This window comes from Paenibacillus luteus, from assembly GCF_006542765.1.
Lineage (GTDB): Bacteria > Bacillota > Bacilli > Paenibacillales > Paenibacillaceae > Pristimantibacillus > Pristimantibacillus luteus.
Genome location: NZ_SKCD01000011.1, coordinates 593,137 through 609,519 on the forward strand (window position 1 = coordinate 593,137; position 16,383 = coordinate 609,519).

The following is a 16,383-nucleotide window of genomic DNA, read 5'->3' on the forward strand; positions in this document are numbered from 1 at the left end:
TAGCACCTCCTTGGGATTTGAATTATCCTACGTTGAGGTGCATGGTATTGGAAAGGTGTATACCTAAAAACCTAGTAGACAACTATCTGTTTTTCAAAAAAGAGGTTATTGCGGAGGAACAATAACATAGAGAATCTAGACTCTTTGAAAATCAGTCTAATCAATTTGATGATGATTTTCATAAAATAAGAACTCAATCGCTAATTTGATACTTACCTTTATGTAAGTACCTGTAGTAAAAGTGCATACTTACATATTTGTAGCGTGCGCTATATACTCATGAAGTAATACAACTCAAGGAGGTTAACAACTTTGAAAACACTTGTTATCGTCACACACCCCAGCATCGAAACGTCCATCATTAATAAACGGTGGGTCGAAGAACTCCATAAATATCCTGAAAAGTATACCGTGCACGAATTGCATAAGGTTTATCCTGACGGGAACATTGATGTGGGTAAAGAACAACAATTAATTGAATCACATCAAAATCTCGTTTTACAGTTTCCTTTTTATTGGTTTAATTGTCCGCCACTCCTTAAGCAATGGCTTGATGAAGTTTTTATCCATGGTTGGGCTTTCGGATCAAATGGAGGCAACAAATTAAAAAATCGTAAAGCTGCATTAGCTGTGTCCGCTGGAATTGAAAAAGATGATTATAGCAAAGAGGGAAAATATCGCTATACGCTTGAAAATCTATTATCCCCATTTGAAACTACACTCCTATACTGTCATGCCGATTATCGATCTTTTTTCGCATTTTATGGTACAGAAAACGGGACGTCTGCAAGTCAACTAGAAAAAGGCGTACAAGATTATTTGAATTTTATTGACAACATGTAGGAAGAAACTAACATACAGCTATACAAAAAAAGTATCGCCTTGTTTAGGCGATACTTTTTTTAATAAAAACGTCAATGCCTACGTCAACTCATTTTCTTGACCTTCCGGACTGTTTTTCTCTCCCCACTCACACATCATATCCAACAATGGAAGGAGAGAAAGTCCGCGTTCCGTTAAGGAATATTCAACTTTCGGAGGCACTTGGGGATATTCCTGACGTAGGATCAAACCGTCTGCCTCCAGCTCTTTCAACATGACGCTTAGCGTTTTAAAGGAAATCGAACCAATACTTCGCTTCAGCTCATTATGCCGTATAACTTTATTTTCAGACAGACAATACATAATGATCATCTTATACTTACCGCCGATTAAGGACAACGTATAGCCAAAGCCAGTCTCATTTAATCCCACGCCGGTTGGAACACAGGTTTCGTTCAAAAGTTACACACTCCTTCGGTTAGATCTAAAATAAATATGCTTATTCCGTACAATTAAACCTAAGTCATCAACAGCTTGAGCTGGCGCAAATACGAGCGCAGTTCTGGAACGGCTTCCAGATGAGCCTTCAATACACGCAGAAGAGTGAGATTAGGCTTCTCCGACAAAACTTCCTGACGAAGCAGGCCAACAACATCCCTTAACTCTATACGAGAAGCTGGTGATAAAGGGAGCGTCTGAATCCGCAGCTCCATCGCCGCTAGAAATTCTTCAACTGTTCCCTTACGTGCCGTCTCATCGTTTTGCTGATTGGGATTATAATCGATGATCCATTCACCAATCATCGATTTTGGTGCCTTTTGCATCATATCTTTAACGACTGCCTCCATTCGATCAACGATGAAATCCGCAAGTTCGGGAATTGGCTGCGAGATCTCCTTCCGCAAAACTCCGCTCATATATTCATGAAGAATGCCCTGAAAGATCATGACTGCATCCCACACGTACAACTCGAGCCGCTCGCTGAATGCTTCGATCAACATTTCCTTCCGCCAGGTAAGCAGGGCAATCTTAATCTTCTTCCTCGCTTCCATGAAAGACTCGTTCTCCGCTATGGGCAGTTCGCTGAATTCGATCATAAACAAGTGATTCTCTAAGATATAGTACAGATAAAATTCAATTTTGCGGCTTAATTTATCCTTTGAGGACATACCAAGCGGCATTCCAGTGCGCTCGAGCTCAGCTGCCTGCTCAAGTAACGTCTGGTAGCACGCGACGAACGTCGCCGTAAACAAGTCCTCTTTGGATGTGAAAAATTTATATATACTGGCTTTGGCCACTCCGCATGTTTCAGCGATGTCTTGCATGGAAGTTGAACCATAGCCCTTATTCCGAAACAAATCCATAGCCGCGTCGAGAATTTTCGCCTTCTTTAAATCCTTCATTTGACTATCACCCCATCTTATATTGACATGAGTTGCAATTGAGGTCAACGTTAAGGCATTGACATTAAAACTATATAGTTCTATATTATACTAATGAGTTTTAATTTAATCATTTAAAGGAGGTGTGCCGGCGCTAGGCCCTAGTGCCAGCTCGGCAACAATTATGCGCATTGCAGAAGGCTTAGAGATGCTAGACATAGAGATGAAGCTTGGCGAGCGCTCCATGCCGATTCATCCCACTATTTTTCACGATAAGGATGCTTGGACGTTAATCGATACAGGAATGCCGAGCTCGGCAAGCGTGATCCTTGACTACGCCAAACACGCTGGAATTGATAAGTTGCCTCTTCAGGCCATTATTCTGACGCATCAGGACATCGATCACATCGGAGGCTTGCCGGGATTTTTGGAAAATACAAGCGAATCGCCATTCGAGGTATATGCCCATGAAGACGATCGAGATACGATCGACGGGAAAGCTCCCCTTCTCAAATTTCCGACCGAACGCTTGAATGCAGAGCTAGAAAGCTTACCGTCAAACGTTCGCACTCAATTCAATAAAGTCTTCGTTCACCCCTCCAAACCAAATGTAACAAGACTAATGGCGGACGGTGACACACTTCCGATTGGCGGTGGTTTAACGGTAATTCATACACCTGGTCATACACCTGGCCATGTCAGTCTATATCACCATGCGAGCAAAACACTGATAGCCGGCGACGCCTTGGTTATCCATAATGGCGAATTGCAGGGTTCTTCTCCATACTCTACGATTGATATGGAGCAAGCTGTTCAATCATTAAAGAAATTCAAGCCTTTTGATATCGAAGCTGTCGTATGCTATCATGGCGGACTGTTGCGAGGCGATATTAACAAAAGGATTGCTGACTTGATTGTGCAGCCTTAACCATATTCCTATCATGAGGATAGGGAATTCCTCCCCTCGGATAATTATCATGCACATTACCAAAAAAACAGCCACCCGAGAGGGTGGCTAGTATTCATGGTACTTGCTACATGCGGCGTAATCTAACTGGTTATATTTCTTCGATTCAGCAGCTGCTCGATGGCCTATCAGACCGCAGAGATTAACTTGCCTTCTGTTCGACTTTTTTGGAAACCATGCTCTCGCCCTCAATATCTACGTTCGGCAGCACGCGGTCCAGCCATTTGGGCATATACCACGCCGATTTCCCCAATAGTGCCATTACAGCAGGCACGAATGTCATTCTAACAATAAACGCATCAATGAATACCGCAGCCGTAAGGGCTAGACCCAATGATTGAATGACTGGTTCATCCATAAAGATAAAGCCGCAAAATACAGAAATCATGATAAGTGCCGCAAGAGTTACGACTAGACCATTCTGTTCCATACCGGAAATAACCGATTTCTTAGCATCACCGCTGTGACTGTAGTCTTCTCGCATCCGGGATACTAAGAAAACTTGGTAATCCATGGCTAATCCGAATACGATCCCTACGACTAGTATGGGAAGGAAATTCAAAAGCGGCCCTACATTCGTTATACCAAATAATTCGCTTAGATACCCGTCTTGGAAAACAAGCACAACAGCACCGAGTGACGAGAAGATCGTAAACAGAAAACCAATGATCGCCTTTATGGGAACCAGTATGGAGCGAAACATAATGGCAAGGATAATCAAACCAAACCCTACAATAGTTGCGATGAAAATGGGCAAAGCGTTATTTAAGCTATCCGTTATATCCATATTCAAAACGGTAACACCTGTAAGCATAATCTCTGCTTGGTACTTTTCCGCAATTTCCGAATTATGTTTTCTTACCGCTTTAACGAGCTCTAGCGTTTGATCGGCTAATGGCCCGTCACTTGGCATTAAGGTTTGAATCGATACGTTCTCCGATTGATTGAAGAATGGCTGTGATACACTTACAACGCCGTCCAGCTTGCTAATTTCTTCCACAACGACGGAAGCAACCTGCTTTGTTGTTTCGCTGTCGGATGAATTCACTACGACTGTAATTGGGCCGTTAATTCCTGGCCCAAATCCTTCAGCCATGAGATCATAAGCTCTTCTTTCGGTCGTTTCGATGGATCTTGTCCCATTATCGGGAAGTCCTGTTTTCATGTGCAGCACAGGATAACACATAGAGCCAATTAAGATAAGTGTTACCAATATAACGGGCGCTGGAAATCGCGATACAAAACGTGCCCAAGAGGCAAATATATTCGAAGTTCGCTGCTTTGCTGCCGCTTTTTTTCTTTTCGGAATGATACGCTTACCCATCAAGGAAAGGAGTGCCGGTAACAGTGTAATGGAAACAGCCATTGCCATAAGGACCGTTAATGCAGCGGCGAGACCCATCTCGGTAAGAAACGGAATGTTAACGACAGCTAAGCCTACAAGTGCAATAATGACGGTCAGACCGGCAAATATAACGGCACTTCCTGCAGTCGCAGTAGCAATTGCTATCGCTTCAGTTGTGTCTGATCGTTTACTCGCTTCCTGCCGAACCCTGGAAATAATAAGCAAGGCATAGTCAATTCCTACAGCAAGACCTAACATCGTCGATAATGCAGTTGACGAACTACCAATCGAAATGAAGCCTGATCCGAAATTGATGAGCATAATACCTGCAACAACACCAACACCGGCTAATAGTATCGGGATTCCTGCCATAAGCATGGACATAAATGTGATGGTCAGGATCATAAAGGCAACCAAGATACCAATTAATTCGCCACTAGCACCGCCATGAACGGCGACAATTTGTACGGTTCCACTTAGCTCCGTCTGAATGCCTGCATCTTTGGTGATATTAATGTTAGTCAACACTTGATCTTTTGATTCTTGAGGAACATTTTCTGCAGCAACACCATAAGTCAAGTTGGCGTAACCGATCCGTTTATCCTGACTTACGGTTCCCAGCGTGTAGGGGTCCATGGCTGCAATGATTTCTTGATCTTTTTTGGAGGCATCGATAAACGACATGACAGCCTCTTTCATTTTTTCATCTTCAAGCGTTTTTCCTTCGGGTGCTTTGAAAACGACTTGAACGGCTCCACCCTGTGGTTCATTATTCCCGGATGAAAACTCTATCGACAACAGATCAGTAGCTTTTTGCGATTCCGTTCCTGGTATTGACAGATTTGTTGATTTCTCTCCATCAAAAGATACGCCTAACGTGATAATTATGCCCAAGATAATCACCCAAGATAATAGGGCCTTTCCGCGATTATTGGCGCACCATTTCCCAAGTCTATAAAGCTTTTCTGCCATCTAACACTCACTCCTCTTTTATTCATACATCCATCATAAACGGAGGAGAAAAATAAAAAATCGTACAAAAGGGCAATCCCCAAATGTACGATCGGGCAAATCTATGAAATTTTCGATTATAAATGCAGGATCCCCCGCTCCACCGCCACGGCGACGGCCTGCGGTCTCGAATCAACACCTAATTTATTGTAAATACTGGTTAATTGAGTCTTTACTGTCCGTTCTGATATTCCCATTTCGAAGCCGATCTCTTTACTTCGAGCCCCACGAGCAATCGCTTGAAGCACGATTAATTCTTTGTCTGAAAGAAGTGGTTTCGACGAGGATGACTCTTTCGCCTTTAATGGCGTCCTGTTACCGAAAACTTTCTCGGTGATTTCCGGAAGAAGCAACGTTTCCCCCCTTATCGCTGCATCAATCGAGCGAAATATCATCTCCCTTCCCGTATCCTTGAGCAAATACCCTTTGGCACCTAACGCCAGTCCTCGGATCATCATTTCATCCTCGTTATAAGTAGTCAAAATAATGACCGGAATATCGAGTCCTTTAGCTTTGAGTGCTGTCATGGTATCTAAGCCGCCCATCTCAGGCATGTTTAAATCCAATAGAATAACGTCCGGCTTGTATGCCTCCACCAGACGGACCGCTTCCACACCGTTGGATGCTTCTGCGACTACCTCGTACCTTTGATTGGTTTCCAGGATCAGCTTAAGTCCCTCACGAACGACTAAGTGGTCATCCACAATAAGAATCTTAATGGTCATAAGATGGTGTCCTCCTGTTGTAATGGAATGCGAACAGAAACTTTTGTTCCTTGCTTTCCGCTTTCGATTTTAATATCCCCACCAATAATTCTGGCTCGTTCATATAGGCCAATTAAACCATAGCTACCAGATTGTTTCTCGATTAGCTTGGTATCGAACCCTATTCCGTCATCGGTAATTATTAGCTCAATCACGTTTTCTCGTGCTGCAACCACGACTTCTACGTTCGTAGCGTTGGCATATTTAGCTGTATTTGACAAGCATTCTCGGATAATGTGCAAGCTATGTTCAAAGATCAACTTCGGGACCATCGGATAAGGTATGGATAGCTGTGTAGAAATATGTACCCCTGTGGCATGCGAGAAACGTTCTGCCTCATCCTGCACCGCTTTAGAAATTTCTATGACCTCTGCGGAATACGAACGCAAGTCGTCGATAGCGCTTCTCGCCTCGGCAAGCGTTCGCTTTGCTTGGGCTTTCGACAGTTGAACAATCTCGTGGGCTCGATGTATATTATCGTTCTCGAAATGCGCATCTGCGGCATCAAGCTGCATAATGAGACCTGCCAGCCCTTGTGCCAAGGTATCATGCAAATCACGGGCCATCCTCTGACGTTCGTTGGCAATGGTTAGATCCTCTACTTTCCTGTGCGCTCGTTCCAATTCACGCAAAAACGACTGGGTCCGCAATTTAACACGAACTTGTTTATAGAACAAAGTAGCATAGCCGATTACGAAAACCATCAGAAAGAAGAGCGATGGCAATGTTGATGGTAAATCCTCGGTCGTCCCGAGCCAAACGAGTGAAAAAGAATACAAAGCACAATAAAGGGTACAGATCAAAAACACCTTAAGCCGCTGGGAATATACACCGATGCTTTGCCCGGCCAAGGCCGTCAATAAGCTTACAAAGATGACAGAATAAGCCTTAGGCATAAGCAGCGCACAACCCCAAACAATAAATCCTTGTACCACAAAATAAATCCAAGGTCTTGTATCCACAACAGATCCTGCATACCAATGCAGCAAAATATGGATCAAAATAAGACCAGTAAAAATAATAAAATCGATCAACGCGGGAAACAAGGGAAACTGGGAGTACAAAACAGAAAAATAAATCAAAATAACCCAAATTAAAACGGGTAGACGGGAGTCACGCAGTACATTTTGGGCATCAGATCGATAGCGTTCATACGGTTTGTTTTTTGAATAATTGTGATCGCTCATGCTGGGCACCTCTATCGTTAACGATTATAAAACAATGCATTCATAGTTTAACTCTTATTCGGCTAGAAGCCAATTTAAATAGATTTCAAATTCGTAGGCCTTTAGAACAACTCGATTTGGTTCATATTTCAGGCTAGTCTTATTTTTTCTGACAAATTGTATTTGCCCGCTCATAAATAGAACAAATACACACCACTGTGAACGTCTCGGAATATACAATAGCATAGGCATTTATCCCACTTATGCTTATTCTCAGCTCATTTACATAAATGGTAACTGAGAACAATCGAGAACAGGCACAAAGGAGTGTTTCAGGTTGGTCGAAAAAACATCTCACTATTTTGCCCGCGGCAACACCGCACACGGAGCCCATTTCTTGTATAAGTCCGCCTTTCAGGGACTGAATACACTTTACATCCTTACTGGTCCGCCAGGTACTGGAAAATCGACGGTTATTAGCAGTTTGGCAAATAGCTTGCTGGAAAAAGGCCAACAACTGCAATACTTCCACTCGCCGCTACGTCCCGACGAACTAGACGGTATCATTGCAACAGAATTGAAGGTTGGTGTCGTTGATGGGCGAGTGTGCGAGGGGGTTGCGGAGGTCGCGGCGGGTGAAGTAATCTTTGTTGATTTGGGGGATGCACTCGCCAACAGCCTCATTCTTCCACAACAATTAGCAGCGATCGAAAACCTTAGAGCTAAACTCGCTGATGCCTACTCTAAAGGATATGAATCATTCTTAACCGCATTGCGGATTCATGATGAATGGGAAAAATATTACATCGAAAACATGGATTTCGTGAAGGCAGATCAAATTGTGCAGCATTTCATTCAACAATTATTTGCAGGACATGAAAATAACCTATCCACGAATGTGCGACACATGTTTTTCGGTGCTGCGACTCCGAAAGGAGCATTCGATTTTATACAAAGCTTGACCGCTCAGCTGGAGAGAAGAATTTTTATCAAAGGAAGACCTGGATCCGGTAAATCAACGATGCTTAAAAAGCTTGCGGCCGCGGCCGAAAAAAAAGGAATCGAAGTTCAAGTCTTTCATTGCGGCTTTGACCCTAACAGCCTGGACATGTTGATTTTCCCTTCACTTAGCACAGCGATCTTCGACAGCACCGCACCGCATGAATACTTCCCTGAGCGACATGGGGATGAAGTTTTGGATATGTATACGCAAACGATTACACCCGGCACTGATGAAGCCTATGCAACTGAAATAGCTGCGATCAAGGAAAGATATTCGGCCAAAATGAAGGAGGCCACCTCCTATTTGAATATTGCCGAGAGCATTGATTCTCAAATTAAGGCCTTTTATGCAGCAGCAACAGATTTTTCTATCGTTGAGAAGCAGCAACTGGAGATACAGTCAAACTTAGATGAACTGCTGAATAGCCTACAATAATAAAGGACGGCAATTAAGAGCTAGCTAGGGTTATCAAACACGAACTATAATGATCACCCTTTAACCGAATAAATGAGCAGGCTCGCCTAGCGGCCTGCTCATTGCTCGGTTTCACTCAACGATAATAATTAGCTAAATTAAACACTAACTCGATTCAATTTCCCTCGTATTCCCATATACCATTCCCTACACCTATTCCTACTCAGCATGTTGGTAACGTTTCATTATACAAAAACTCTCCCGTGATTAATTAGAGTAATCTCCTATATAATTTTCTTATTGACGAATTTTCAAAAGAGAGGATTAAACATTTGATAAAAAAAGAAGCCCCTACCATTGATTTAGTAATAAAAGCTCTTAGTAATCACCTTCATTCAAGAGACTTTCAAATAGAAAGAGTATTAAGCGGTGTATCTACTTATGTCTATCGTGTTCAATTAGGTGCAGATACTTATTATCTTCGAATCCTTCCAGAACAAAATATGAGTTTTGCTATGGAAGTGCATGTTCATTCATTGCTAAGGAAACAACAAGTTCAAGTTCCAGAAGTTGTATTTTTTGAAAATGATACGGAATCATTAGGAATGTCTTTGATGCTTGTTAAAGAAATCCTTGGTTCCCCAATTGAAGATTTTCCTCCTCTAGTCGGATACGAGGATATCCTTTGTAAGGCTGGACAGCAGCTTGCGGTTTTAAATCGCATTCAAGTTGATGGTTTTGGTTCAATTAAACGAGGCAAAGAGGTTTGTGGAAATATTTTAAAAGGTGAACATCATTCATTGCAGGAATACATTTATGCATTTTTTGATGAAGATTTATATTTATTGTCAGAGAATGTCTTCCACCGGGATGTTGCAATCCAAATCAAAAACACAATAAATACTGGATTAGCATTGATGATAAGGCATCCTTCTTGTTTAAACCATGGCGATTTTGATGATTCGCATATTTTCTACCATAACGGAAATTTCACGGGCATTATTGACTTTGGGGAGATGCAAGGAAATAGCCCGTTCTATGATTTAGGCCATTTTAAATTGCATGATGGGCAGCATGGACAGCTTGCTGCGGGCTATCCTTCCTTAGCCGAAGGATATAACAAAGTAAGAAGCCTCACCAATGATGACCGAATTGAAATTGACCTATGGGCACTATGGATTGGGGTTAGAAGGCTCGGAATGGTACACAAGAGAACTTGGGGTAGATATCATGATTTTTTATTAAAATCTGTAACATTTCAAATGGACAGATTGTATAAGAGTTTGTAGGTTTTTAGAAAGGCCACTTCGGATGAAGTGGCCTTTGATTAGATCGACATATTTTATTGTTTGTTCGTAATCGCAGCCACTACATCGTCAATGACTTTACCCTCAGCGATTGGACCCGAAGACATCCAGTGTCTAGCAGATACTTTGAATACATGATTTTGCTTAACAGCCGGAATCGCCTTCCATACGGTCAGCTTCTCAACTTCTGACGAGGATGCTTCCTCTTTTGCAAAATCCTCCGCAGTGTCGATTGACCCTCCATAGATGGCGAATACATAATTCGCTGTAATCGTAGGCAGCTTCTCCAGTGAAGTATTCATTCCCCAATCCTCGGTGGACTCCTTCTGAAATGCTTCGATGCTAGCATCTGGTTTAAATCCTAATTGTTCATAGACCAAAGGATTGAAACTAGGGAAAAACACTTGCAAATCTTTAATTGACGGACGAATAAATACGACAGAATTGTCAGTACCAGCCGCAGCAGCAATTGTTGTTTTGGCATCGTTTATTTTATCATCATAGGCCTGTATCACAGCTTGCGCTTTTTCTTCCAACCCCAAGATTTTACCCATATCCGTGATGGTTGCTTTCCAATCGTCCGGCTTGTAAGGAACCGTTGGGGCAATCTTGCTAAGCTCATCATATCCGGCCTGATCGGTAAAATACTGCTGCAGTAGTATAAGATCTGGCTTGGTTTCTAGAATCTGCTCCAAATTCTGATTTGTATCTGCACTGCCGGACAAAGGGATTTTCAATTCACTAAGCTGATCTTCTAAATAATAACCATCGAACCCATACGCGTACACCATCGGGACTTCTAAGGAAAGCGCTAGATCTTCAAGGCCAATAACGGCAATACGCTGCGGATTGGTAGGAACTACCGTTTCACCGTATTCGTGCTTGATCGTCAGTGGTTGTTGCTCCTCCGGTTGTGCAGTCGACTGTGCCGAGCTATCTGTCTGCACACTATTCGAATTATTACCGCAAGCGCTGATTATTACGGCTAATAATAATGTCGCCATTAATCCTATAATCGTCCGATACCTTGTTCTTTCCCATTTGAAACTTTGGTTTGCAGAAGCCGTTCTCTTTCTCTGATGCATCATGTACCCTCCGTTATTTATAATGATATTGATTCTCATTATTGACTAGGCAATTATATCATACTAATAACGGCTTGGAATACGAAATGATGCCGACTTTATATGGTTACAGAGCACAAAATAGTTGATTTAACTCCTCAAGCCAATGATAGTGTCGATGTGCAGTATATTCCATAATCGGCTCTGCAAGCCAAGAATGACCAGCAGTATAATGAACGTTATGATTGCGGACAGCCTTCAGCTTCTGCCATTGCTCCGACCGATGAAGCTGATCCCACCTCGTTTGGGAATGCCAATCGATCATTACATTAATTAGTATAAGGTCCGCATCAAATGTTGCAAGCTGACCCGTTTCTACATATTCGGTAAATTCGATCTGCTCCACTCCCGTTGCACAGTGGATTTTCAGATCGTCGTACAAAACCGTACCTGCCCTTTTACCCCAAACTTTGATTCCTCGTGGCACAATATTCAGAATAAGCAAACGGCCTTGCCTGAACGAAGCAGGAATGTTCTCCAAAACGCCCCCTACTTTCAAATCATAGCGAGTGAGCCATTTTTCCGCTTCCTTTTCACGATCCAGAAACTGAGCGGTCATTAGCAAATGCATTCTCCAACTTTCGCGATGCCATGGAAGAAACATAACCGGAGCAATCTCCCTCAGCTTCTCTTTTTCCTCATCGGGAATCATTTCTTCCAGAGCAATAATGCGGTCAGGTCGTGCCCGCCATAAAGCTTCTCTATTAAACTCGTAATCATGACTCAAAGGCACTTTAATATCAAAACGGTATCTTTTCCGATATTCATCCGTCCAGGTCTGATCAATCGGCGCAGCGTAAGGGATAATTTTCAAACTAAGCAAATGTCCGATATTAGGCCAGCTATAAGCAGCAATTTTGCTTTTGCGATTCAGATTATACATACTAGGCGACATCCCAACAAGCTTTTTGAATTGGCTGCTGAAATACTGCCTATCGATATAACCTACCTTTTCGGCAACTTTCTGCAGCGTCTGGCCTTCGTTCATTAAACGTTTCGCCTGATTGGTACGAACCTCAGATAAATAATCCATAGCACTTTGTCCAAATTGCTCTTTGAAGGATCGCATAAAATAATAACGGCTCATACCCGCCAGCTCGGACAGCTCCTCAACCGTAATCGCTTCCTGAAAGTTGTTATTCATATAGTTGCGCGCCTGATCAAGCGCTGTCTCATGTTGGCCTTGCTTTTTGAACAGCAGGTGCAATAAATCCTGAAATCCAGCCTGGCTGGCAAATCGATCCGCGGGATCAATAGTGGTCCAGTTCTCGAATATCTTCTCACAGTGAGATAACAGCAGCGTTTCTGCTGCCACATTCACTTGTGTCAAACCCGATATAATGGGGCTTGGCTGATCACTATTTTTTACCTCAGAAATGATCTCTAAATGAAACACATATAACACTTGCTCTCCGTCTGAGGTGTAATTGGTTTCTACTCGTTGACCTGGTGACACGAAATACACGGTATTGGGGGTTTGTGGGTACAGCATGCCGTCAATGATAATAATCCCGTGCCGTTTGGTAGAGACGATAAGTGCATACCTTGGGGAAGCTTCATACTTTAACCGATAATTAGAGCCCTCTAATTCCCGATAGCAATCTACTATTCTGAACCAGCAGCTAGTGAGTAGCCCCTTATTCAACTCCCCCGCCCTCATTTTTTTGAAGTTGAGCCATCTTCTCTAAGCTCCCATCTATTTATGTTTCCTATAAATAATTTTAATTGATAGCAATTCTCACTGTCAATCTTCATCATATGAATTATCTTGTTCTTAATCCCACACTAACTAAGACGCGCATGAGATGATTGTATGTAATGCCCCATATATAAATAAAAAGGGGAGTCCTTGCTAGCCTAATGGCTTTCGGGACACCCAATTTGGAATATTTTATTGATTTATGCCTGTTAATCGCATTATTTATTGATAGAAATCGCTTTTAGAATGACTGTCACCGCTTCTGCGCGAGTCGCATTCCCTTTTGGTTTTAAAGAACCGTTCTCGTAACCGCCTATCAAGCCTTTTGAAGACGCGGTAGCTACGCTCGACGTTGCCCATGCCGAGATGTCCGAACTATCTGTAAACGTTTTGCCCTCCGTTACTAATGGAAGCTTAGCAGCTTTGACAATCATGGCAGCCATTTGCTCGCGAGTAATCGGTTCGTTAGGACCAAACGTTGTTTCGCTAAATCCGTTTACAATTCCTTGCTCCGCTGCTGTGCTAATTGCCGTTTTAGCCCAGTGATTGGCTGTATCGGCATAAACTTTGCCGTCTTTGGGCTCAATATTGAAAGCTTTCACAAGAACGGAAACGAATTCTGCACGCGTAATTTTATTGTTTGGCTTGAAGGTATGATCTGGATAGCCGCTGATTGCGCCAAGCTTAATAAGCTCTACAATGTTCGCTTCTGCCCAATGTCCCTTAATGTCCGTCAAAGCTAGTTCCGGTTCAACCGGTTGTTCCTTTTCCGTAGCTAAAACAGCAAATTTAGTGAAGTGATTGACAGTCCCGCTTACCACTCCCTTATTTAGATCAATTTGCTGGTTATCCAAAGGAATCCACTTGCCAGTCGTCTCATTCAGCCAATATAACTTAAAATCAAATTTCTCCAAGCTTAGGTCGCTTTTGTCAAATGGCAACGTGATAGTTACCGTTTTTTGGAACAAGCCTTCTTTGTCTTTCGTAATTTCAAAAACATCACTAATTAATTTTTGCAAAATATCCATTGGCAATTTCGAAGCGTCAGTTAATTTGTCTACCGTCACTTTAATATCGCTGCCCAATGCTCCCGCCGGAAAACTGATTGTTGCTCCGTTTAGGGTGACAGTCCCCCCAATGGATACCTGAATGGTTGCTGTATTGGTCGTTGGTACGGTGATTACGCCACCTCCACCTCCGCCAGTACCTGATCCAGAATTGGATGCAGATACTTTGAATGGATCGGTTACGACATCAGCACCCTTGCCCACTACTACGGTGTAAGTTCCCAAGTCTGCATTACTTGGTAATGTGATTGTAGTCGAATAGTTTCCAGAAGAATCCGGTAGCACTAGATCGTAGTAAAACACGGTGTTATTAGGACGCAGAATCTTAATCAAAATCTCCTCAAAACTAGTCTTTCCTTCAACCGTAACCGAATTCCCTTGCACTTTATCTGTAATATCCTTTAATGAAACATTTGCGGATTCGGCCATAACACTTACAGGAATGGATACTAGTAAGAGCGCGGCTATTATCATCATCTTAAACAATCGTATCTTCACAATAGGTTTCCTCTCTTTCATGGAATAATCGAACCCGGAATTAACCAGGTTCGATTATGGTACTCAAATGGCTTTGATTATTGCAACACAATTGCAGAAGCAAGGCTGTTACCAACATCCGTGAAGCTTCCACTGTACGAATCAACTACAAACACCTTAACTGAGTAACCTGAACCAGACACATTAAAGTGTGCAATCAAGTCTTCAGCAGCAACAATGTCTTTCTCTAAAACAACGATGCTGATTGGCTCAGTGCCCTTCATCAATTGGAAGACCACAACTTCTTTGCCCATGTGCGCTGTTCCAGCTGTTGGTGAAACCGTTACTTTAGCCGAAATACCATTTGCCGTAATCAATGGATTACCCGAAATCGTAAACGGTTTTGCTCCTTCTTTCGCAAAATTGACCGTGACTTTGTCACTTTCATCGAGAGCACCACGAATAATCGTCACTTTCACAGAGCCAGCTTCTAGGCCAAGCTGTGTGATCTGCAAGCTAGCAGATGTTTCATTGCTAGCAACCGTAGCCGTTCCGATCAACTCATCTGCAGAACTGTACACGTTCACTACGTCCCCTGCTAGTAAACCTGACAACTGGATGAGATCATTTTGTCCTGCAGCGTTATTCATAATTAAGATGCTCGAAGCAGCTGGCGCTACCGTTTGACCGTTCTTCAATACAATGACATCGAAAAGCTTCTGTTCCGATGTACCATTTTTCGTAATTGTAGCCGTTAAAGTGATCGTTGTGTCACCTGCATGATAAGCAGGACGCGTTACTGTTCCATCAGATTTAATCAACGCTGTATTGCTGGATGACCAAGTGACCGCAGAACCATTTGCACCTGTATTCGGCAGCCCCAAGTTATGTGTTACATTAACTGAAGTTTCACCACTAGCATACGCAATAGTAAGAGCCGTTTTGTCCGCTTCTACCGATTCTGTATCACTTAACGCCGATAGCTTCAACACGTTTACCGTGAACGTTTTTGTCTCCTGTTGGTTACCTTTGGTAATCGTCGCAGTCAATGTCACAATCACATCGCTCGCTGTTTTCGCTGGACGGTTTACCGATCCGTCTACAGCTATTACCGTTGACTTGCTTGAGGACCAACTGATCTCCGTTCCGTTCGCTCCTACTGACGGCAAGCTTAGGTTCTGTGTTACGCCTGCTGCCGAGTCGCCTGGAACAAAGAATACACTTAGCGATGCGGTGTCCGCTTCTATCGATTCTATATCGGTAAACGTTGTTAGCTTCAATACGTTTACTGTGAACGTTTTTGTCTCCTGCTCATCACCTTTGGTAATCGTCGCGGTCAGTGTCACGTTCACATCGCTCGCTGTTTTCGCTGGACGATTTACCGTTCCGTCTGCAGTTATTACCGTTGACTCACTTGAGGACCAACTGATCTCCGTTCCGTTCGCTCCCACTGTCGGCAAGCTTAGGTTATGTGTCACGCCTGCTGCCGAATCACCTGGAACAAAGACTACACTTAGCGATGCTGTGTCCGTATCTACTGATTCTTTATCACTAAACGCCGTCAGTTTCAGCACGTTTACCGTGAACTCTTTCGTTTTCTGCTCGCCGTCTTTGGTAATCGTAGCTGTCAGTGTCACAATTACATCACTCGCTGTTTTCGCTGGGCGATTTACCGTTCCGTTCGTAGCGATGACTGTTGACTCGCTTGAGGACCAACTGATCTCCGTTCCGTTCGCTCCCACTGTCGGCAAGCTTAGGTTCTGTGTCACGCCTGCTGCCGAATCGCCTGGAACAAAGACTACACTTAGCGATGCTGTATCCGTATCTACCGATTC

At 43.1% G+C, this 16,383-nt stretch carries 13 protein-coding genes; 4 read left to right on the forward strand and 9 right to left on the reverse strand.

What is annotated here, in order from left to right; genetic code table 11:
• The first annotated feature begins 312 nt into the window (after nucleotides 1–312).
• Nucleotides 313–843 (forward strand): NAD(P)H-dependent oxidoreductase, encoded by a 531-nt coding sequence (locus E0496_RS10650; RefSeq protein ID WP_141501531.1) that lies wholly within the window; start codon nucleotides 313–315, stop codon nucleotides 841–843.
• Nucleotides 844–921: 78 nt separating this feature from the next.
• Here the strand turns inward: E0496_RS10650 and E0496_RS10655 are convergent, their stop codons facing one another.
• Both E0496_RS10655 and E0496_RS10660 read right to left on the reverse strand, forming a co-directional pair.
• Nucleotides 922–1,281, reverse strand: coding sequence for a winged helix-turn-helix transcriptional regulator (locus tag E0496_RS10655; RefSeq protein WP_141501532.1), 360 nt, complete (start codon nucleotides 1,279–1,281; stop codon nucleotides 922–924).
• A gap of 59 nt (nucleotides 1,282–1,340) precedes the next feature.
• The gene (locus E0496_RS10660; RefSeq protein WP_141501533.1) at nucleotides 1,341–2,225 is read right to left on the reverse strand and encodes a TetR/AcrR family transcriptional regulator; all 885 of its coding nucleotides are present in this window, start codon (nucleotides 2,223–2,225) and stop codon (nucleotides 1,341–1,343) included.
• Nucleotides 2,226–2,388: 163 nt separating this feature from the next.
• Here E0496_RS10660 and E0496_RS10665 point away from each other — a divergent pair, with 163 nt between their 5' ends.
• A complete protein-coding gene (locus E0496_RS10665) occupies nucleotides 2,389–3,132 on the forward strand; it encodes an MBL fold metallo-hydrolase (RefSeq protein WP_141501787.1) in 744 nt (247 codons plus the stop codon).
• A 181-nt stretch (nucleotides 3,133–3,313) separates the two neighbouring features.
• On the opposite strand, the gene E0496_RS10670 is transcribed toward E0496_RS10665, so the two are convergent.
• The 3 genes from E0496_RS10670 to E0496_RS10680 all read right to left on the reverse strand — a co-directional run bounded on the left by E0496_RS10670 (nucleotide 3,314) and on the right by E0496_RS10680 (nucleotide 7,478).
• Nucleotides 3,314–5,488 (reverse strand): MMPL family transporter, encoded by a 2,175-nt coding sequence (locus E0496_RS10670; protein ID WP_141501534.1) that lies wholly within the window; start codon nucleotides 5,486–5,488, stop codon nucleotides 3,314–3,316.
• Nucleotides 5,489–5,604: 116 nt separating this feature from the next.
• Nucleotides 5,605–6,252, reverse strand: a complete 648-nt coding sequence (locus E0496_RS10675; RefSeq protein ID WP_141501535.1) for a response regulator — start codon at nucleotides 6,250–6,252, stop codon at nucleotides 5,605–5,607.
• A complete protein-coding gene (locus E0496_RS10680; protein WP_141501536.1) occupies nucleotides 6,249–7,478 on the reverse strand; it encodes a sensor histidine kinase in 1,230 nt (409 codons plus the stop codon). The genes E0496_RS10675 and E0496_RS10680 overlap by 4 nt, the downstream gene beginning before the upstream one ends.
• Nucleotides 7,479–7,794: 316 nt before the next feature.
• Here E0496_RS10680 and E0496_RS10685 point away from each other — a divergent pair, with 316 nt between their 5' ends.
• Both E0496_RS10685 and E0496_RS10690 read left to right on the forward strand, forming a co-directional pair.
• Nucleotides 7,795–8,895 carry a nucleoside-triphosphatase gene (locus E0496_RS10685; RefSeq protein WP_141501537.1) on the forward strand — a complete coding sequence of 367 codons (1,101 nt, stop codon included), beginning with the start codon at nucleotides 7,795–7,797 and terminating at the stop codon, nucleotides 8,893–8,895.
• A gap of 311 nt (nucleotides 8,896–9,206) precedes the next feature.
• A complete protein-coding gene (locus tag E0496_RS10690) occupies nucleotides 9,207–10,163 on the forward strand; it encodes a phosphotransferase family protein (protein ID WP_161601364.1) in 957 nt (318 codons plus the stop codon).
• Nucleotides 10,164–10,216: 53 nt separating this feature from the next.
• Here E0496_RS10690 and E0496_RS10695 read toward each other — a convergent pair whose 3' ends face one another.
• The 4 genes from E0496_RS10695 to E0496_RS35545 all read right to left on the reverse strand — a co-directional run.
• The gene (locus tag E0496_RS10695; protein WP_141501789.1) at nucleotides 10,217–11,266 is read right to left on the reverse strand and encodes an ABC transporter substrate-binding protein; all 1,050 of its coding nucleotides are present in this window, start codon (nucleotides 11,264–11,266) and stop codon (nucleotides 10,217–10,219) included.
• 106 nt (nucleotides 11,267–11,372) lie between these two features.
• Nucleotides 11,373–12,950, reverse strand: a complete 1,578-nt coding sequence (locus E0496_RS10700; RefSeq protein WP_161601365.1) for an AraC family transcriptional regulator — start codon at nucleotides 12,948–12,950, stop codon at nucleotides 11,373–11,375.
• A gap of 272 nt (nucleotides 12,951–13,222) precedes the next feature.
• Nucleotides 13,223–14,569 carry an S-layer homology domain-containing protein gene (locus E0496_RS10705; RefSeq protein ID WP_161601366.1) on the reverse strand — a complete coding sequence of 449 codons (1,347 nt, stop codon included), beginning with the start codon at nucleotides 14,567–14,569 and terminating at the stop codon, nucleotides 13,223–13,225.
• 77 nt (nucleotides 14,570–14,646) lie between these two features.
• Nucleotides 14,647–16,383, reverse strand: a 1,737-nt coding sequence (locus E0496_RS35545; RefSeq protein ID WP_338325838.1) for an immunoglobulin-like domain-containing protein, incomplete at its 5' end; no start/stop codon positions are given.